This window comes from Comamonas sp. A7-5 (genome assembly GCF_039581385.1).
GTDB lineage: Bacteria > Pseudomonadota > Gammaproteobacteria > Burkholderiales > Burkholderiaceae_C > Comamonas > Comamonas thiooxydans.
Genome location: NZ_JBCPWO010000002.1, coordinates 558926 through 578595 on the forward strand (window position 1 = coordinate 558926; position 19670 = coordinate 578595).

Annotated in this window: 13 protein-coding genes and 1 riboswitch; of the genes, 6 read left to right on the plus strand and 7 right to left on the minus strand. The window is 63.4% G+C overall.

The features are described 5' to 3' along the window. Positions 1–92: 92 nt before the first annotated feature. Complete coding sequence (locus tag AAIL67_RS05505) at positions 93–1271, plus strand: alpha-hydroxy acid oxidase (RefSeq protein WP_343483536.1); 1179 nt, start codon at positions 93–95, stop codon at positions 1269–1271. Positions 1272–1347: 76 nt separating this feature from the next. Here AAIL67_RS05505 and nhaA read toward each other — a convergent pair whose 3' ends face one another. Next, positions 1348–2736, minus strand: a complete 1389-nt coding sequence (gene nhaA, locus AAIL67_RS05510; protein ID WP_343483537.1) for a Na+/H+ antiporter NhaA — start codon at positions 2734–2736, stop codon at positions 1348–1350. Between the two features lie 349 nt (positions 2737–3085). Here nhaA and AAIL67_RS05515 point away from each other — a divergent pair, with 349 nt between their 5' ends. Continuing rightward, positions 3086–4018, plus strand: coding sequence for a DMT family transporter (locus AAIL67_RS05515; protein ID WP_343483538.1), 933 nt, complete (start codon positions 3086–3088; stop codon positions 4016–4018). Between the two features lie 122 nt (positions 4019–4140). On the opposite strand, the gene AAIL67_RS05520 is transcribed toward AAIL67_RS05515, so the two are convergent. Together AAIL67_RS05520 and AAIL67_RS05525 are read right to left on the minus strand one after the other, a co-directional pair. Beyond that, positions 4141–5571 carry an amino acid permease gene (locus AAIL67_RS05520; protein WP_343483539.1) on the minus strand — a complete coding sequence of 477 codons (1431 nt, stop codon included), beginning with the start codon at positions 5569–5571 and terminating at the stop codon, positions 4141–4143. Positions 5572–5671: 100 nt separating this feature from the next. Continuing rightward, the gene (locus AAIL67_RS05525) at positions 5672–6940 is read right to left on the minus strand and encodes a D-amino acid dehydrogenase (protein WP_343483540.1); all 1269 of its coding nucleotides are present in this window, start codon (positions 6938–6940) and stop codon (positions 5672–5674) included. Between the two features lie 171 nt (positions 6941–7111). Beyond that, positions 7112–7211: riboswitch (glycine riboswitch) on the minus strand. A gap of 543 nt (positions 7212–7754) precedes the next feature. On the opposite strand from AAIL67_RS05525, the gene AAIL67_RS05530 reads away from it, so the two are divergent. The 4 genes from AAIL67_RS05530 to AAIL67_RS05545 all read left to right on the plus strand — a co-directional run bounded on the left by AAIL67_RS05530 (position 7755) and on the right by AAIL67_RS05545 (position 14825). Next, complete coding sequence (locus tag AAIL67_RS05530; RefSeq protein ID WP_034378665.1) at positions 7755–9275, plus strand: amino acid permease; 1521 nt, start codon at positions 7755–7757, stop codon at positions 9273–9275. 203 nt (positions 9276–9478) lie between these two features. Further along, complete coding sequence (gene dinB, locus AAIL67_RS05535) at positions 9479–10696, plus strand: DNA polymerase IV (RefSeq protein WP_343483551.1); 1218 nt, start codon at positions 9479–9481, stop codon at positions 10694–10696. Positions 10697–10833: 137 nt separating this feature from the next. After that, complete coding sequence (locus tag AAIL67_RS05540) at positions 10834–12390, plus strand: methyl-accepting chemotaxis protein (RefSeq protein WP_343483541.1); 1557 nt, start codon at positions 10834–10836, stop codon at positions 12388–12390. 74 nt (positions 12391–12464) lie between these two features. After that, the gene (locus AAIL67_RS05545) at positions 12465–14825 is read left to right on the plus strand and encodes a hypothetical protein (protein ID WP_343483542.1); all 2361 of its coding nucleotides are present in this window, start codon (positions 12465–12467) and stop codon (positions 14823–14825) included. 95 nt (positions 14826–14920) lie between these two features. Here AAIL67_RS05545 and queF read toward each other — a convergent pair whose 3' ends face one another. The 4 genes from queF to AAIL67_RS05565 all read right to left on the minus strand — a co-directional run. Further along, on the minus strand, positions 14921–15766 hold the full coding sequence (queF, locus tag AAIL67_RS05550; RefSeq protein WP_087864285.1) for an NADPH-dependent 7-cyano-7-deazaguanine reductase QueF: 846 nt from the start codon (positions 15764–15766) through the stop codon (positions 14921–14923). 74 nt (positions 15767–15840) lie between these two features. Next, positions 15841–16740, minus strand: coding sequence for a 2OG-Fe(II) oxygenase (locus AAIL67_RS05555; RefSeq protein WP_343483543.1), 900 nt, complete (start codon positions 16738–16740; stop codon positions 15841–15843). A gap of 45 nt (positions 16741–16785) precedes the next feature. Then, entirely contained in the window at positions 16786–17586 is an 801-nt protein-coding gene (yaaA, locus tag AAIL67_RS05560) for a peroxide stress protein YaaA (protein ID WP_343483544.1), read from the minus strand. Positions 17587–17693: 107 nt separating this feature from the next. Beyond that, the coding region (locus tag AAIL67_RS05565; protein WP_343483545.1) for a ribonuclease E/G at positions 17694–19670 on the minus strand (1977 nt) is incomplete at its 5' end.

Sequence of the window (19670 nt, forward strand, 5' to 3'; positions counted from 1 at the left end):
ACCGGCATAAATCACTTCAAACCATAGTGAACTGCCGATGACGGCGATGAGGGCTACCATCGGGTTCAACTCCAATTACAAGGCTAGAAGTCGTGAGCGATCTTTCCAAAATCACCTGTATCGAAGACCTGCGCGTGGTGGCCAAGCGTCGTGTGCCGCGCATGTTCTATGACTACGCCGATTCGGGCTCTTACACCCAGGGCACCTATCGGGCCAACGAAGACGAGTTCCAGACCATCAAGCTGCGTCAGCGTGTGGCCGTGAACATGGAAGGGCGTAGCACGCGCACCACCATGATCGGCGAGGAGGTCGCCATGCCGGTGGCGATTGCGCCCACGGGCCTGACCGGCATGCAGCATGCCGATGGCGAGATTCTTGGAGCCAAGGCCGCCAAGGCCTTTGGCGTGCCGTTCACGCTGTCCACCATGAGCATCTGTTCGCTGGAGGACATAGCCGAGCACACCGATCGCCATCCGTTCTGGTTTCAGCTCTATGTGATGCGCGACAAGGCCTTCATGGAGCGCCTGATCAATCGTGCCAAGGCGGCCAACTGCTCGGCGCTGGTGGTGACGCTGGACCTGCAAATCCTTGGGCAGCGCCACAAGGACATCAAGAACGGCCTGTCCACCCCGCCCAAGCCCACGCTGGCAAACCTCATCAATCTGGCGACCAAGCCGCACTGGTGCCTGGGAATGCTGGGTACCAAGCGCCGCAGCTTCGGCAATATCGTCGGCCATGTGGATGGTGTGGGCGATGTGTCCTCGCTGTCGTCCTGGACGGCAGATCAGTTCGATCCGTCACTGAACTGGAGCGATGTGGAATGGATCAAGAAGCTCTGGGGCGGCAAGATCATTCTCAAGGGTGTGATGGATGCCGAAGATGCGCGTCTGGCTGCACAAAGCGGTGCTGACGCGCTGGTGGTCAGCAACCATGGCGGCCGTCAGCTTGACGGCGCGCCTTCTTCGATTGCAGCCTTGCCATCGATTGCAGAGGCTGCGGGCAAGGACATCGAAGTCTGGATGGATGGCGGCATTCGCAGCGGTCAGGACGTGCTCAAGGCCCGCGCACTGGGTGCGCAGGGCACGATGATAGGTCGCAGCTTCCTCTATGGTCTGGGTGCTTATGGCCAGGCCGGCGTGAGCAAGGCGCTGCAGATCATTCACAAGGAGCTCGATACCACCATGGCCTTCTGCGGGCACACCAATATCAACCAGGTCGGCAAAGAAATTCTGTTGCCCGGCACTTACCCGAAACCTTTCGAGCAGAGCTGATTGTTCTGCGGCATGAAAAAAGGTCAGTCCTTTGCAGGACTGACCTTTTTGATTTTCCGGCGGTGTGTCGTGGCGTTCAGGGCTGCTCGAAACGCTTGCGCATGGCAAATCCATAACCAAGCCCCAGCAAGGCTGCCATGGCCGAGCCGGCCAGAATGCCCAGCTTGGCCGCGCCCAGCAGGCTCGCATCCGCAAAGGCCAGACCGCCGACAAAGATGGACATGGTAAAACCTATGCCGGCCAGCAGGCCCACCAGCAGCACACCGCGCCAGTTCAGGCCCTCGGGCAGGCTGCACAGCCCGCTCTTGACGGCCAGCCAGGTGCAGATGAAGACCCCCAGGGGCTTGCCCAGCACCAGGGCCACCAGCACGGCCATGGCCGTGGTCTGCGGTGCGGCTGCGCTCAGGTCTATGCCCGAGAACTGCACACCGGCATTGGCCAGCGCAAAGATGGGCATGATGCAAAAAGCCACCCATGGATGAAGAATCATGGGCAGGCGCAGAGCAGGCGGCAGCAGGTCGCGCTGTGCGAGCTGGGCAGTGCGCAACTCCTGCAGCAGGTGCTGCGGATCGGGCCGGCCGCTCAGCATCTGCTCGCCGGCCCTGCGCATGGCCGTCTGTGCCGTGATCAGCAGCGGCATGGAAGCGGGGCGTACAAATACAGGCGTCATCAGACCCAGCACCACACCTGCCAGGGTGGGATGAGCGCCGGTCTTGAGCAGACCGAACCAGAGAATGGCTCCGGGCAGCACATACAGGGGCGCGGCGGCAATGCCCATGCGGTTGAACAGCAGCACCAGCAGCACGCCGGCTGCGGCAACCACAAAGCCCATGGCCTGCAGGCCGCCGGAGTAGAAGAAGGCGATGATGAGCACGGCCACGATGTCGTCGATGATGGCCAGGGCCAGCAGGAAGATACGCAGTGCACCCGGGATATTGCGGCCCAGCAGGGCCAGCACGCCCACGGCAAACGCGATGTCGGTCGCCGTCGGAATTGCCCAGCCGTTGAGCAGCGTCCTGTCGTTGCCCGCCAGGGCCACGTAGATGAGTGCGGGCACGGCCACGCCGCCGATGGCAGCGATTAGCGGCAGACTGGCCTGGCGCAGGCTGGCCAGCGCGCCGTTGTGCAGCTCGCGCCGGATCTCCATGCCCACGACCAGAAAGAACACCGTCATCAGCACATCGTTGACGATGAAATGCAGATCGGTGCTGAAGCTCCATGGGCCAAGCGTCAGCGCGACGGGGGCATGCCACAGTGCAAAGTAGCTTTGCGCCGCGCCGGAGTTGGCCCAGATCAGGGCTGCCGCAGCGGCCAGCATGAGCACCATGCCGGCAAAGGATTCGATATGCAGCAGGTGCGAGATTTGTGCCTGCACGCGCTCGGTCGCGGATTGCAGTGCGGAAACACGGGGGGAATTTTGGGATGCAAAAGGCGCAGGGGCCTGCACAAGTGTTTGTGGGTCCATGTGTCGGTAGGTGTCTGAGTCGTACGCTGAAGGCGTGCGGCACCTGAGGCAATGCCTGCTGGTGCCGTCTGCACTGCAAACGACTGGTGCGCTGGCGGCCCGACCTGCGCATGAACATTCACCTGCCATCGCCACCTCGTGCGGCGGGCACCCAGCAGAAATTGTAGCTAAAGACGCAGCAATGGTCTGGATTTGAGGTTATTTTTCCGGGGTGGAGACTTCGTCATCAGAACGGAAGCCGTTCGTGCTTCACGTCGCCTTGGCTTGAGCGGGTGGACTGCACGAATCGCGTCAGCACCGTCCGGCAGCCGGCGCTATGCTGGCGCGCTAACAGAAAAGAAAGCGTCTCATGCCGGGCATAGGAATGGAATATTTGTGGGTGGGAGTGGTGCTGTTTGCGGCGGCGGCGCAGACGGTGCGCAACACGGCCCAGCGCTCGCTGACGGCGCAGGTCGGCACCTTGCCAGCCACGCTGGTGCGCTTTCTCTATGGCTTGCCGTTTGCTGCCATCTATCTGCTGGCGCTGTATGGTCTGGGCGATCCGTCCCAGGTGCTGCCGAAGTTCAGCGCCGCGTATCTGGGCTGGATCGCGCTTGGTGCCTTCTTTCAGGTTGCGGCCACGGCTGCCTTGCTCATGGCCATGAAGGAACGCAACTTTGCCGTGGCGGTCACGCTGTCCAAGACCGAGGTCCTGCAGGTGGCCCTGTTTGCCGCCATGTTCCTGCATGAGCTGCCGACCCGGCTGGCGCTGCTGGCCATGGTGCTGGCCACGGTGGGCGTGTTGATGCTGTCGCTGCCGCCGCGCGGGCAACTGTTCACGCTCTCGGCCTGGACCAGCAAATCCTCGGTCTACGGGCTGATCTGCGGCGCCTGTTTTGCGCTGGCCACGGTGGGCTTTCGCGGCGGCGCGGTCGAGATCGCAACACTGGGAGTGAGCTCGCCCTGGTTGTCGGGGGCCTGGGGCGTGCTGATCGCGCAGGCCATGCAGTCCGTCGTCATGAGCGCCTGGATTGCCAGAACCCATGAACAGGGCCTGCGCCCCATCTTCAAGGCCTGGCGCATCTCGCTGCTGGCCGGCAGCATGGGCGCTGCAGCCTCGCTGGCCTGGTTCACCGCCTATGCCATGCAGGGGGCGGCCGCCGTGCGCACCCTGGGCATGGTGGAGGTGGTGTTCAGCTATATCGTCTCGCGCAAGGTGTTCAGCGAGAAGCTCTCATTGACGGAAAAGCTGGGCATGGCGCTGATGATGCTGGGCCTGGTGCTGATCTGTCTGCAGCTCTGATTTCAAGAGCTTCCTGCGCTTGTTTAGTCTCATTTTCAAAGCTAAAAGTCATTTGAAATGAACTATGAAAAAGCGCAAGAAGCTTCTAAATCAATAGCATGCTACCGCGGCTGTGCTGCGCCTCAGGCGGCTTGCTGCTGCGCTTGCGCCAGGCGTTGGCGCTGCTCGGGCTTGACCGCGTAGAGCCGGTAGCCGATCGTCAGCAGCGCAAACCACAGGGGCGCGATATACAGCGCCACGCGGGTGCTGGCATCCAGCGACAGGCAGACCAGCACCACGGCCAGAAAGGCCAGCACAAACCAGTTGGTGAACGGCGCGCCGGGCATGCGGTAGGCCACGGCAGCAGCACGCCCCAGCCTGACGGCGCGGCGATAGCGCAGATGGGCAAAGACGATGATGCCCCAGGTCCACACGGCGCCGATGGTGGCAATGCTGGTCACGTAGATGAAGGCCTCCTCGGGCACCAGATAGTTCAGCACCACGCCAAGCAGCATGAATGCCGCCGACAGCACAAGGCCGGCCGCAGGCACATGGCGCGCATTGACCCGGCCCAGCCTGGCGGGCGCCTGTTTGAATTGCGCCAGCGTGTAGAGCATGCGGCCCGTGCTGAAGATGCCGCTGTTGCACGAAGAGGCGGCGGCGGTGATGACCACGAAGTTGATGATGCCGGCTGCGGCAGGAATGCCCAGCTTGTCGAAGACATGGACGAAGGGGCTCATGTCGGGGCTGAGTTCGTTCCAGGGCACCAGCGACATGATGACGATCAGGGCGCCGATATAGAAGATCAGAATGCGGTAGACGATGCTGTTGGTGGCACGGGGCAGCACTTTCTCGGGGGACTCGGCTTCACCGGCTGTCACGCCTATCAGCTCCACGCCGGAATAGGCAAAGCAGGCTATCTGCAAGGTGAAGACCACGCCCACCATGCCCACGGGCGCAAAGCCGCCATGCGACCAGAGATTGGTGAAGCTTGCCGTCTGGCCCAGCGGTCCCCAGCCCGTGGTGATGATGGCCACACCCAGAACCAGCGTGGCAACAATGGTCACGACCTTGATCAGCGCGAACCAGAATTCCAGCTCGCCGAAGACCTTGACCGCAATCAGATTCACGCCCAGCAGCACGGCCAGCGTGGCGAGCGCCGGAACCCATTGCGGAATGGCCGGAAACCAGTAGTGGGTGTAGATGCCTATGGCCGTGAGCTCCGCCATGCCTGTCACCACCCAGGTGAACCAGTAGGTCCAGCCGGTGACGAACCCGGCCCAGGGGCTGACATAGGTTTCGGCATAGGTGGCAAAAGAGCCGGCCACCGGGCGGTGCACCAGCAACTCGCCCAGTGCCCGCATGATGAAGAAGATGGCCAGCCCCGCGATGGCGTAGCTGACCAGCAGCAGCGGACCAGCCTTGTGGATTGCCTTGGCCGAGCCCAGGAACAGGCCCACGCCAATGGCGCCGCCCAGGGCGATCAGCTGGATGTGCCGGTCCTTGAGGCCGCGCTCCAGCTCCCCTGTCTGCTGCAGCGACTCCCCGGCTGCGCTTGGATGATTTCGACTCATGTTGTATGTCTCCGTTTTGCCATTCACACGGCAACAGCTGCCCCTCACGGGGCGCTGCGGCTACCGTGTCTGGCTTGTTGATGAGGTTTTCAGGTCGTGGTCAGGCGCTGGCGGTGCTCAGCGTGGCCGGTCGGGGCTGTCTGCTGGCGCTGCCCATGGACTGCAGCACGAGGTCGCCGACCATGTCGGCGGTGACGGCGGACAAGGTCCAGCCCAGATGGCCGTGGCCGGTGTTGTAGAACACGCAGGGCTTGTTGCCAGGGCCCACGCGCGGCAGCATGTCCGGCATCATGGGGCGCAGGCCCGCCCAGGGCACGACGCTGCGCGTGCTGACGCCGGGGAAGCATTGCTGCACCCATTCGATGAGTGGACGGATGCGGTCGGCGCGGATGTCCTTGTTGAAGCCGTTGAACTCCGCCGTACCGGCAACTCGGAAGCGATCGTCGCCGAGGCGGCTGGTGACCAGCTTGGTCTCGTCGTCCAGCAGACTCACCACAGGGGCTGCGGCGCGGCTGGCTTCGTCCGGCAGATTGACCGTGATGGAATAGCCCTTGACCGGATAGATGTTGACGCTGTCGCCCAGCTGGGCGGCCAGGGCGCGGCTGGCCGTGCCTGCGCAGACCACCATGGCGTCGAAAGTCGAGGTCTCGGTTTCCAGGCCCTGGCGCACGGTCACGCTGGCCTGCTTGCCGTTGCTGTTCACCGACACGATTTCCTGGCCGTAGCGGCATTGCACGCCCAGTCGTTCGCAGGCGGCAGCCAGGCCGCTGGTGAACTTGTGGATGTCTCCCGTGGAGTCGCTCTCGGTGAAGTAGCCGCCATAGAAGGTTCCGGAGAGGGTCGGCTCTATGGAGCGCATCTCCTGCGGTGTCACGGCGCGGCGCTCCAGGCCGCCTTTGGCCAGCAACCGGGAAACCTTGCCCGCATGTTCAAAGCCTGCTCGGTCGCGGTAGATATGCAAGATGCCTTTTTGCTTCAGATCGAAGTCAATGCCTTCGCTGGCCGCCCAGTCAAACAGGTGCTCGCGTGCCGCAATCGCCAGCCTGGCGGTTTCCACGGTGTTTTTCTCGTAATGGGGGATGGCAGCGAGAAACTGGCAGAACCAGGAAATCTTGTGCCAGCTGGGCCTGGGGTTGAGCAGCAGTGGAGCATCGCTCTTGAGCATCCACTTGAGGCCCTTGACGATGGTGGACCAATGGGTCCAGACCTCGGCGTTCGAGGCCGAGAGCTGGCCGCCATTGGCGAACGAGGTTTCCATGGCGGCATAGCGCTGTTTCTCGAACAGGGTGACGGAAAATCCGCGGCGTGCGAGGGCGTAGGCGGTGGTCACGCCAGTGATGCCACCGCCGATGACGGCGATTGTCTTCATGATTCAGATTCCAGAAACGTCAAGGGTGGAGCCCGTGCGCAACATGCGCAGCGGACGCCCCCTCTGTTCTGGACCTGAGAGATTCACGAGGCAGGGCCTTGCGGCGCTGCTCGCTTGCTCCTTCGGTATGCCCGGCGGACGATGACGTCCGGACATTCTTCAGAGTGTGTGAAAGCGATGCCGATCCTTTGGCCTGAGAGTTTCCGGGGCGGTTGCTCCTTCGGCGCTGCATACGCCAAGTTTGCGCTGCAGTCTCTCTCGGCATCACCGGGCTGAGAGCCTGTGGGCAAATGTAGGAAGAACGGCGGTGCCTGGATATACGGGTTTTCTAGACTTCTGCGCCAGGGCCCAGCCATGGCTGCTCATGTCGGGTTCACGCTATTTGATAGCGATTGCCGCTTATCCTTCAATGAAATATGGATTATTTGTCTATGAAAATGAATTTATTAAAGCACAGTGTGCTTCTAAATTCATAGCAGTAAGCTCTGTCAAGTACACCTGAGCAGCCCCAGAGTCAGCCCCTGCATTGGCACAGCGGGTCATGGCCTGCGGTGGATTTGGGCAAAATATCGTCTTTGCCTGTCAATGGGCCCGGCGATATCACCGCTTTGCCATTGAAGCGCCCGACTGGGGTGGCTGCCGATTCAGGATGCAACTGGCCTATCCGCCATGGCGTTCTGCTGTCATGGCTTCGTTCCTTTGTCCTTGTTGCCCGCGACCGTCATGGTCGCCTTTTTGCGTTGCCTGTCGCAGCGCCTGCGGGATGGTTGGGTGTTTTGTCCGGATGGGCGCAAACCATTACAACAAGACATTTATGTCCCAACCCAACTCAAGCCAGCAGCTCGCGCCGACTGGTGATGGTGACGATAACCAGCCCCGCTTGCACCGGGTGCTCAAGCAGCGCCACCTGAGCATGATTGCCATTGGCGGCGCCATCGGAACGGGCCTGTTCGTGGCCTCCGGCTCGGCCATCGCCCAGATCGGCCCTGGTGGTGCCGTGCTCACCTATCTGCTCATCGGCATCATGGTGTACTACATCATGACCAGCCTGGGCGAGCTGGCCGCCTTCATGCCTGTGGCCGGCTCTTTCTCTACCTATGCCTCGCGCTATGTGGATCGAGGCTTCGGCTTTGCGCTGGGCTGGAACTTCTGGTTCAGCTGGGCTGTGGTGGTGGCGGTGGACCTGGTGGCCTCGCAACTGGTCATGGCCTACTGGTTTCCCGATGTGCCAGGCATCATCTGGAGCGGCCTGTTCCTGCTGCTGATGGTGGGGCTGAACGCGTTTTCCGCGCGCGGCTTTGCCGAGGCCGAGTACTGGTTCGCGCTGATCAAGGTGCTGGCCGTGGTGGCCTTTCTGATCACCGGCGTGCTGATTCTGTTCGGCATCATCAGCAACGGCCATGTACCCGGTTTCGAGAACTGGACCACGGGCGATGCGCCATTCGTCGGCAATTTCGCGACCTTTGTGGGCGTGGCCATGATCGTGGCCTATTCCTTCCAGGGCACGGAGCTGGTGGGCGTTGCGGCAGGCGAATCCGAGAATCCGCGCGAGAACGTGCCGCGTGCGATTCGTCAGGTGTTCTGGCGCATCCTGCTGTTCTATGTGCTGGCCATTGTCGTCATCGGCTTTCTGATTCCCTATACCGATCCGCAGCTGCTGCGTACCGATGTGGCCGATATCGCGGTGAGTCCGTTCACGCTGGTGTTCCAGCACGCGGGCCTGCTGTCGGCGGCCACGGTGATGAATGCGGTGATCCTGACCTCGGTGCTGTCGGCCGGCAACTCCGGCATGTATGCGGCCACGCGCATGCTCTACAACATGGCGACCGAGGGCAATGCGCCGCGCATCTTCTCCCGGCTGACCCAGAACGGCGTGCCGCTGGTGGCCTTGATCGGCAGCACGCTGGTCGCCAGCCTGTGTCTGTTTTCCTCGCTCTACAGCCCGCAGGCCGTCTATATCTGGCTGCTGAATCTGGCCGGCATGACGGAGTTCATCGTCTGGCTGGGCATTGCCGTCAGCCACTACCGCTTCCGTCGCGGCTATGTCATGCACGGCCACGATGTGGGCCTGCTGCCCTACAAGGCCGGCGCCTTCCCCTTCGGTCCCATCTTTGCCTTTGTGCTGTGTCTGGTGGTGACGCTGGGCCAGAACTACCAGGCCTTCCTGGAAGATCGCATCGATTGGGGCGGCGTGGTCTCGACCTATCTGGGCATTCCGCTGTTCCTGCTGTTCTGGCTGGGTTACTGGCTGGTCAAGCGCAAGACCTGGGTCAGCTATGCCGATATGCGCTTTGACGAGCTCGAAGACATCAAGCAGGGCAAGGTTTCGTCCTGAGGCGGTTTGAGTCTTCCTCTTCTCTGTGCGGGAGGGGGGAAGGATGCAGGGCATGAGGTCATGCCGCTGCTTGCTGTTTTCAGGTGCATGTGTGCTTGTTTAATGCATGGCTGCCGTCTCTTGCCAGCGCAGGCAAAATCGGCACTGTGAGCGATCTTCCCACCAGCCCCGATTCCCGGCCCAGGCGCATCGCGCATCTGGACATGGATGCGTTCTACGCCTCCGTGGAGCTGCTGCGCTACCCGCAGCTCAAGGGGCTGCCGGTGGTGATCGGCGGCGGGCGGCGCAGCTTTGACGAGGAGCTGCTGGCGCGCCATGCGGGGCGGCCGTTGTCCGAGATCCCGGTGGCGGACTTTCCGCTGCTGCGCGATTACACAGGGCGCGGCGTGATCACCACGGCCACCTATCCGGCGCGGCAGTTCGGCGTGGGCTCGGCCATGGGCATGATGAAGGCCGCCAGGCTGTGCCCGCAGGCGATTCTTCTGCCCGTGGACTTTACCGAGTACAGGCGCTTTTCCCGGGCCTTCAAAGAGATCATCGTGTCGATTGCTCCGCTGATGGAGAACCGCGGCGTGGACGAGGTCTACATCGACTTCACCGACGTGCCCGGCGGCCAGCGTGAAGGCGGACGCGTGCTGGCCCGGCTGATCCAGAAATCCATCTTCGACGCCACGGGCCTGACCTGCTCGGTGGGCGTGGCGCCCAACAAGCTGCTGGCCAAGATGGCCAGCGAGTTCAACAAGCCCAACGGCATCTCCGTCGTCCAGCCCGAAGATCTGCAAAGCCGGATCTGGCCGCTGGCCTGCCGCAAGGTCAACGGCATAGGACCCAAGGCCGATGCCAAGCTCAAGAGCCTGGGCATAGAAACCATTGGCGACCTGGCCGCGCAAAGCCTGCCGCAGCTGCTGCACTGGTTTGGCAAAAGCTATGGCCACTGGCTGCACGAGTCGGCCTGGGGGCAGGACGAACGCGCCGTGGTGACCGAGAGCGAGCCGGTGTCCATGAGTCGCGAGACCACCTTCGAGCGCGATCTGCATGCCGTGCGCGACAAGGCCGAACTGGGTGCGATCTTCACGGACCTGTGCGAGCGTCTGGCCGAGGATCTGCAGCGCAAGGGCTATGTGGGGCGCACCGTGGGCATCAAGCTGCGCTATGACGATTTCAGGATTGCCACGCGGGACCAGACTCTGAACCTGCCGATACAGGATGCGGCGGCCATCCGCCTGGCCGCGGGCCAATGCCTCAAGCGCGTGCCGCTTGGCAAGCGCATCAGGCTGCTGGGGGTCAAGGTCTCGGGCCTGATTGCCGAGCAGCTCTGGCAGGCCAGCGCCCACGATCCTGCGGCTCGCGAACTGCTGCTCAGACCTCATGGTTTGACCTCGGTCAAGCATTCGGATCCCTATACCGCATCTCTGTTCTGAGCCTGGGGGCTCGGGAATCATCACTGTGCGATGATTCAAGTGTGAATTTGTGTATCTGGTTAACCAGCTGTCGACGGGATGCCTGATCGCTCACTCTCGAACAAAAACTAAACAGGCTTATTGGAGGAGTGCAAAGCATGCGCCTGAACCTGCCGGTATCTCAACAAAACTACGACTTTCCAGGTGACGAGCTGCTGGTCTCCAGCACCAACACCAAGGGCGAGATCACGCATTGCAACCCGGCCTTTGTGCGCGTCAGCGGCTATGCCTACGAAGAGCTGATCGGCCAGCCGCACAATCTGATTCGCCACCCCGACATGCCGGCCGCTGCCTTCAAGGATATGTGGCGCACCATTGCCCATGGCTATCCCTGGACGGCACTGGTCAAGAACCGCCGTAAGAACGGCGACCACTACTGGGTGCGCGCCAATGTCACGCCCATCATGGAGGGCGGCAAGCCAAGCGGCTATCTGTCGGTGCGCACCAAGCCTTCGGCCGCCGAAGTGGCCGAAGCCGAAGCGCTGTACGCGCGCATGCGCAACGAGGAAAAGCAGGCACAGGCCAGCTTCCGCCTGCGCGCGGGCGCGGTGCGCCGTCTGGGGCTGATGGGCTGGTGGGATGGTCGTAAGGATGTGGGCCTGGTGGCGCGCATGGCCTGGTTGCTGGCCCTCATGGCCTTGATCGCCATGCTGCCCGATATGCTGGGTTGGCAGGGTGCAACTGCCTGGGGCTGGCGTGCTGCAAGCCTGTTGGCAGGCGGCGCATTCGTGCTGTGGCGCTTTCAACGGCGCTGCGTGGCGGGACTGGAGGAAGCTAGCCGCTTTGCAGCCGATGTGGCCGCCTGCAATCTGAGTACCGAATGCAGCCAGAGCTACAGCGGTGCCGTGGGGGCGCTGATGCTGAGGCTGCAGCAGATTCAGATCAATCTGCGCGCCGTGGTGGGCGATGTGCGTACCGAGGTGCAGGGCTTTGCCCAGACTGCCCATGAAATCGCCCAGAGCAGTTTCGATCTGGCAGGGCGTACCGAGTCGCAGGCCACCAGCCTGCAGCAGACGGCGGCCTCGATGGAGGAAATTTCGGGCACCGTGTCGCAGACGGCCGACACGGCACAGTTCATGGCCGGTGCCAGCGACGAGAGCAGCAAGGTGGCCAGCCGCAGCGGCGCGGCCATCAGCGAAGTGGGACTGGCCATGGAGCATATCCGCGGCTCCTCCACCCGCATGAGCGAGATCATTGGCGTGATCGAGAGCATTGCCTTCCAGACCAATCTGCTGGCGCTGAACGCGGCCGTGGAAGCGGCGCGGGCCGGCGAGCAGGGTCGCGGCTTTGCCGTGGTGGCAGGCGAGGTGCGAGCACTGGCCCAGCGCAGCGCCGAAGCGGCCAAGGAGATCAGCGTGCTCATCAACCGCACGGTCGATGGCATCAATGACGGAAATGCGCGCATGCGTGCCGCGGGCCAGACCATAGACGGCATGGTGCAGGCCGTGGACAAGGTCGGCTCCCTGGTGCACCAGATCAGCATTGCCACGCGTGAGCAGTCGATAGGCATCTCCCAGGTCAACGAGGCCGTGGCCCAACTTGACTCAGTGACCCAGCAGAATGCGGCGCTGGTGGAGCAGTCGACCAGCGCAGCGCAATCGCTGCGCCTGAGTGCCAGGACACTGGAGCGTTCGGTGGACGTGTTCCATCTCTAGGCTTTTGTGGTCTTGCTCTGAAAAGGCAGCCGTGGAGCTGCCTTTTTCACATTGGCTTTCGGTAGGATTGCGCCATGAGTGTTGTGCTGACCCTGATCGCCATTGCGGCGCTGGCCCTGTGTTTGCTGATCTGGCTGATATCGCGTTTGCGCGCTGACGCCAGACCCGCGTCGTCTGCAACTGCTGGGCAGGAGGCCGAGCCGTCCGTGGCCCAGGCCGGAGCGGCGTCGGATGTTGCGGCGCGGACACTCTCCGATCAAGAGCTTGCGGCGCAGGCGGATGTGGCGTCAGAGGCCAGCAGGGATGTGAATTTTCGCCCCCAGGGCGAGCGCGGCATGGGCGGCCCCATCTATGGCGATGTGCTGTGTGCGGACGGCGTCTACCTGCCCCATGTCTGGGAGATGGACATGCACACCTCCTATGACGGGCGCTGGCTGCGCACGGGCTTTTATGACAGCGAGGCCGCCCATCTGGTCGACCGCAAATCACGTCGCAGCTGGGTGATCAGCAAGCCGGAAGGCGAGCTGCTGGATGCCATCCACTGGCGCATGCCGCGCTGGAGTGGCGAGAGCATCAACGAAAGCGGCATTGCCGACGATGCGCATGTGATCATGTCCGATGCCAGCTTCGAGGCCTGGCTGGGCGAGCATATGGCTGCGCAGCCGCAGCCCCTGCTGCAGGTGGTGGATCTCTGGGTGCCGGCAGACTGCCTGCCGGCCGAAGTCGCCCGGCCCATGCCGACTCTGCCTCAACCGGCTCAGCCCACCCCGGTGCCGCCGGTGGCGCTGCAGCGCCACTGGCCGGCTTCGCTGCGCAAGCTGCGCTATCCCATGGCTCCGCTGCAGAATCCGCACTGGCAGCTGATGCTGGGTGAGGCCGCCCAGCCCTGGGTGCTGGACGAGAGCCACAGCATGGTCTGGCGTGCCGATGCCCAGGCCTTTGCGCTCTATGCCTACCCTACCCAGGGCGATGCCAGCCAGGCCAGCCTGCGGCTGGCTGTCTGGACCATGGAGCGAGGCTGGCAGCAATGGCCGGAGTTGATGCCCGAGGATCACAAGCCCTGGGCCCTGGGCCTGCCGGATCTTGAGCCGCCGAGCGAGCCGCAAGCGCCAGCGGTTTTACCGCTGAGCTGGCTCAATGAGCTGCTGCTGCAGAAAGTGCAGCTAGATACGCCCGAGACCGAGCGCCTGCACGATGGCACCAGCATCAGCTGCGCCATGAGCGAGGTGGATATCTGCGCTGCCCATCAGCGCGATGGCCTGCCCATCCTCAAACCCTCGCTTCCCTTGTGCTTCGACTGGCTGCGTGATCCGGCGCAGCCCGCGCTGTGGCGCGCGCAGAGCGAGCCGCTCAAGGGGCAGCGCCTGATCTGGACTCTGTCCAAGCCCGCCCGGGAGGAGCTGGGCGAAACGGCGGCCTACAACCTGCAATGGGGCGAACGCCATCTGCCCGGTACCTGGGCACTGGAACATGTGATCGTGCAGGGACGCTGGGCGATTCTCATGCCGCATGGCCGTGCACCGATTCGCGGTGGCAGCGGCAGCCTGCAGATCTGGGACGGGGAGCGCCTGCAAAGCGTGGACCTGCCCTGGCCCGTGGTGCGGCTGGCCGCTGTGCCGTCGGTCAAGGGCGGCATGGCTGCTCGCCTGCGCGTGCTGGCGCTGACGGCCAGCCTGGCGGACAAGGACTGGGACCCCTCGACCGCATCCTGGCGCTGGCCTTTGCAGTCCGTATCGGCCAGCCATCTGGCAAGACCCGACTGGCGCCCGCTCTACTCAGAGCGCGAACTGGCTCCCGATGCGCAAGGGCGCTGGCAGTTGCTGCCACGCTGGCGCGAGGTGAGACAGATTCAACACCCCTGTTCCGACGGCGACTATGTCTGGCGTGACGATGTGCGCGGCGACACCGTCTGGTGGTGGGGCGGCGTGAACGAGCGCGTCAACCACTATTGGCAGCATGATGAACCTCGCAAGGACGGCGTGATCATGACGCGCAGCGGTCTGGCGTTCTGCGGTGTCGGGCCTTGCGCCTGTCCCCATCCTTCAGGCGAAGGCTGGGCCTTGCTGGAGCCGGTGGAGACACGCTATGGCGAACTGGGACAGTGGCAGCTGCACTGGCTCAACCCCGTGGAAAAGGAAGTGCGCACGCTGACGCTCAGGGCGCGCATGCCGGTGCTGCAGGGTTGGGATGCCCAGGGCCTGCATTGGCAGGATTTGCCCTTGCCCGATGCTGAGCTACAGCAGGGCGAGGCGAACGCGGCTTACAAGGCCCGGGTAGAGCCCGCAGCGGCGCGTCAGCTGGTGGTGGCGCAGACCTGGCAGCGTGCTGCCGTCGAGCCCCTGCGCCAGGGCATGAACGGGCTGTGGCTGCGCATTCAGGATCTGCGTTATGCCGAGGCTTTGCTGGGGCAGGATGACTGCCCATGGAAGAGTTGATCCCCCTGAGACGCTTTGCAGCCTTCCCCTGAGGGGGCAGCAGCTTTGCTGCGGGGCGGCCCTTGCTTGCTGCCCTTGATTGGGTCGTGCCGGTGCTACTGGCGTGCCGTACGCACATTGGCGGGCAGGGCGCCCGGGTGGCTGGTGCGGAAAGGGTTGATGTCCAGGCCGCCGCGGCGCGTGTAGCGGGCATAGACGGCCAGCTTGATGGGTTTGCAGCGGGTCCAGATGTCCATGAAGATGCGCTCCACGCATTGCTCATGGAATTCGTTGTGGTTGCGAAAGCTCACCAGGTACTGCAGCAGACCTTCCTGCTCGATTTGCGCACCGCTGTATTGAATCTGCACGCTGCCCCAGTCGGGCTGGCCGGTGACCAGGCAGTTGCTCTTGAGCAGATTGCTGACCAGGGTTTCGTTGACGGGGGCTTCGTCGTGGTTTGCGCGCAGCAACTCGGGAGCCGGCGTGTACCGGGTGCACTCCACATCGAGGCGGTCCAGCAGCAGGCCGTCCAGTTCATGCACTTGCTGGGCATCGAACTGATCTGCTTGCAACAGCCGCACGCCCACGCTGCCCTGGGCCTCGCTGCCGCGCCAGGTGGCTTCGGACAGATCGGTGCGAAGGCGCGCCAGCACCTCGCTGGCGTCGGCAAAACGGGTGTTGTTGAAGCTGTTCAGATACAGCTTGAAGGACTTGCTCTCGATCAGGTTGGGCGTTTCGCAGGGGATGGTGAAATGCGCCAGCGCCACCTGGGGCTTGCCGCGCAGATTGAGCCAGGAAACTTCGAATGAAGTCCACAGATCGGCACCAAAGAACGGCGGGTTGATGGCGGCGCCGATTTCCTCGCGCTTGGTCAGGCGTGGCAGGGGAAAGAGCAGGGACGCATCGTACTGGTCCACATAGGCCGAGCTTTTGCCCAGCTGCGATTGTTCAGGGGTGTGCATGATTCAAAAACAAAATAGCCAGCAGTAGAAAGGATAGCTGCTGGCGCTTTGTGAGTAAGGGATGGATCCTGTTTTTACTTGAACTCTCGTTCGCGCAGCCACTTGGTGGCAATCCATTTTTCGCCCTCCAGGACGGGAGCGCCGCCGTGAAGGGTCTTGGTGGCCGGGTCGGGCCGGTTATAGCTGAAGAATACGGCATTGCCACGGCGCGGCACGACCTGCAGCCCTACATCGGGAAAGGTGGTTGCGCCGCCGCGCGCGGGCTCGTTGAGATACATGACCAGGGTTCCCACACGCTGGCCGCCACGCTTGAGTATGGTCGGCGTGCCGGGCTCGTTGGGGGCGAAGTAATCGTAATGCGGCTTGTATTCGGCGCCAGGCCGGTAGTGCAGCACCTGCATGCCCTCGCCGTTTTCCAGCGGCCAGTTCAGCAGGCGTGCGATGCGCTGCTCGACAAGGCTGATGAGTTCGTTCTCGCCGCGCTGGAAGAACATGCCATTGCTGGTACGGTCGTCATTGACAGCCTCGCCGCCGCTCTGGTTGTCCACGGTCAGCGAGCGCCGCATGCGCGGGCGGGCAGCTGCGATGAGGGCATCGCACTCCTCGTCGGAGAGCAGATTGCCGAACACCACCACGCGCGGGTGGCGCACGCTCATCAGCACATGGACATCGCGATCGCCGGCATGGACGCAGCAGGGATCGGTCAGCAGATCGGGCTCGGGAACGCCCGACTCATGGACCTGCACTGCCACTTCGGCTTCGGTCCTGGCTGCTGTGAAAGGCAGGGGCAGTTCACCCTCTTCGGGCAGGGCCAGCGCGCGGCGCGCCAGATGCTCGGCCCAGCCAGCCTTGCGCATGGACTGCAGCAGCGATGGCAGCGGCACGCCGGAGGCGCTTTGCGCGCGCACCCATTGCATCAGCTCGGGTGTCAGGCCGGGAGGTGTGACGAACTCGTCTTGGGTGGAGGTGCTCATGTCGACAATGCTAGTGTGCACTGATGCCGATTTCAATGCGCAGCGTCAGTCTTGCAGCTTGCGGCGGAACACCAGCTTGCCGGGCGTGCTGGCCTGCTCGGCCAGCGCATAGCCTTCCAGGTCGAACTTGCGCAGGTCGGCCACCTTCCTGGCCTTGTGCTGTACGGCCCAGCGCACCATCAGTCCGCGTGCGCGCTTGGCATGGAAGCTGATGATCTTGTACTTCCCGCCCTTGAAGTCCTCGAAAACGCATTCGACCACGGGGGCCTTGAGCGCCTTGAGATCCACGGCCTTGAAGTATTCCTGAGACGCCAGGTTGACGACAATGCGCTCGGCCTGGGCGTCACCGTGCTCGGCTTGCGCAGCACTGCGTTCGTTCAGGTAGTCGGCAATCTGGGTTCCCCAGAACTGATAGAGGTTGCTGCCCTTGGCGTTTTCCAGCCGGGTGCCCATCTCCAGGCGGTAGGGCTGCAGCAGATCCAGCGGGCGCAGCACGCCGTAGAGGCCGCTAAGGATCACGACATGCTCCTGGGCCCAGTCCAGCTCCTTGGGCTTGAGGCTGGCGGCATTCAGGCCTTCATAGACATCACCATTGAAGGCCAGCACGGCCTGGCGCGAGTTCCTGGTGGTGAACTTGGAACTGAATGCTTCGTAGCGGCCTACATTGAGTACGGCCAGCTTGTCGCTGATGCTCATGAGCTCGGAAATCTGCTGGGGCGATTTCTCGCGCAGCACTTCGATCAGTTCCAGGGGCTGCTTTTTGAAAACCGGCAGCGTGTGCGGCAACTCGGCGGAAACAGGGCTTTCATAGTCCAGCGATTTGGCCGGAGAGATCAGAAACAACATGGCTTGACGTTCACTCAATCAAAGAAAGGGTGCATGAAAAAGGGCCAAGGCCCCATCCACCGAAGTGGACAGTCCCCTTGGCCCTGTGATGCCGGAAGGCAGTCTGCTTAGGCGTTGACGCCTGCAGCCTGTTCTTCCTTCTCGAACGGCAGCTGCATCAGGCTCAGATCCTTGCGGGTCTCGACCAGGATCAGCGGGCCTTCGTCGAGCACCACCACGGGTGGGCGCTCGCGCGGAATGCGCACGGGCTTGGGCTCGGCGGCAATCGCAGCCTGGACGGCGGCGATCTTTTCGGCATCGGAGTTGATCCATTCCAGACCCGATGCGGCTGCCAGGGCCTGCAGTTCGGCAATCGGCAGCGCATAGCTCTGAGCTTTGGGCGTTGCGACTGCCGGGGCAGGCGCCTCGGTTTCAGCCACAGGCTCCACGGCGGCAGCCTGAGGCTCTGCGGTAGCAGCAGGTTCTACTTGCACGGGCTGAGAGGGTTCTGCCACAGTGGCGACAGCTGCCACCACGGCTTCTGCAACCACGGGTGCCTGCACTTCTGCAGCAACAGGCACCTGTTCTGCCTGAGCCTGAGGTGCAACAGCATCAAAGTAGCTGCGGCGTGCCGGCTGCTCGCCAGCGTCTGCGGCAGGCACTTCGACCGGGGCCTGGGCTTCGGCAGCCTGCTCTGCAGTCTGGCCTTCTGCCTGGGCATCGCGCGGTGCACGGTCGCGGCGGTCACGGCCATAGCGGTCACGCGAACGGCGCTGACGGGGCTCGCGAGCCTCGCCGCCTTGTGCGCCATCCTGCAACTGAGCGTCAGAGCCTTCAGCTTGGGCGGTGTTCAGCACTGTTTCGTCGGCCACGGTCTGCATGGCGGGCTGGGCATCGGCGTTGCGATTCTGGCGCTCGCGGCGGCCTTCACCGCGTTCACCGCGCTCATTGCGTTCCGCACGCTCACCGCGTTCCTGGCGGTTGCGCTCGGGCTTGGGAGCTGCGTTGAACTCTTCGCCGTTCAGAGCAGCTTCTGCCACCTGGGGCTGGCGCTCGTCGCGACGTTCGTTGCGTTCGCCACTGCGGCGGTTGCCGCGCTCGGGGCGGTCCTGACGCTGTTGCTGTTCGGGACGCTCGTTGCGTTGCTGCTCGTCACGACCCTGGGCATTGCGGCGGTTGTTGCGGTCGCCGCGTTCGCTGCCATTGCGCTCCGCGCTGTTGCGGTCGCTGCGCTCATTGCGGTCACCGCCACGGCGGTTGCGGTCGCCGCCACGGCCTTCGCTTCGGCGGCCGTCGCGGCTGCCTTCACGGGCGGCGGGAGCGGGAGCCTCGGCCACGGGAGCGGGCGCTGCCACGGGAGCCGGTGCGCCAAAGCCGAACAGATTCTTGAGCCAGGCAAAGAAGCCTTGCTCGCGCACCACGGGGCGGGCCGCAGCGGGAGCGGGCGTCGCAGCGGCAGCGCGAGGCTGGCGCGGTGGGCGAGGCTCGGCAATCGGTGCGGGAGCATCGGGCAGCACTCCCTTAATGACGGGAGTCTGCTTGTTGGTGGGCTCCTGCGAGCGGCGTGTGACCGTGGTCACCTCTTCGGGCTCGTCGGCTAGCTTGTAGCTGGCTTCCATGGATTCCAGGCGCGAGTCGTCATGCTTGAGGCGCTCGAGCTTGTAGTGCGGCGTGTCCATGGACTTGTTGGGCACCATGATCACGTTGACGCGCTGCTTGAGCTCGATCTTGGTGATTTCGCTGCGCTTCTCGTTGAGCAGGAAGGACGCCACTTCCACGGGCACCTGGCAGTGCACGGCGGCCGTGTTGTCCTTCATGGACTCTTCCTGGATGATGCGCAGAATCTGCAGCGCCGAGCTTTCCGTATCGCGGATGTGGCCGGAGCCGCCGCAGCGTGGGCAGTTGATGTGGGCGCCTTCGGACAAGGCGGGCTTGAGGCGCTGGCGGCTCATTTCCATCAGGCCGAACTTGCTGATGGTGCCGAACTGCACGCGGGCGCGGTCCTGGCGCAGGGCATCGCGCAGGCGGTTTTCCACTTCGCGGCGGTTCTTGGCCTCTTCCATGTCGATGAAGTCGATCACGATCAGGCCGCCCAGGTCGCGCAG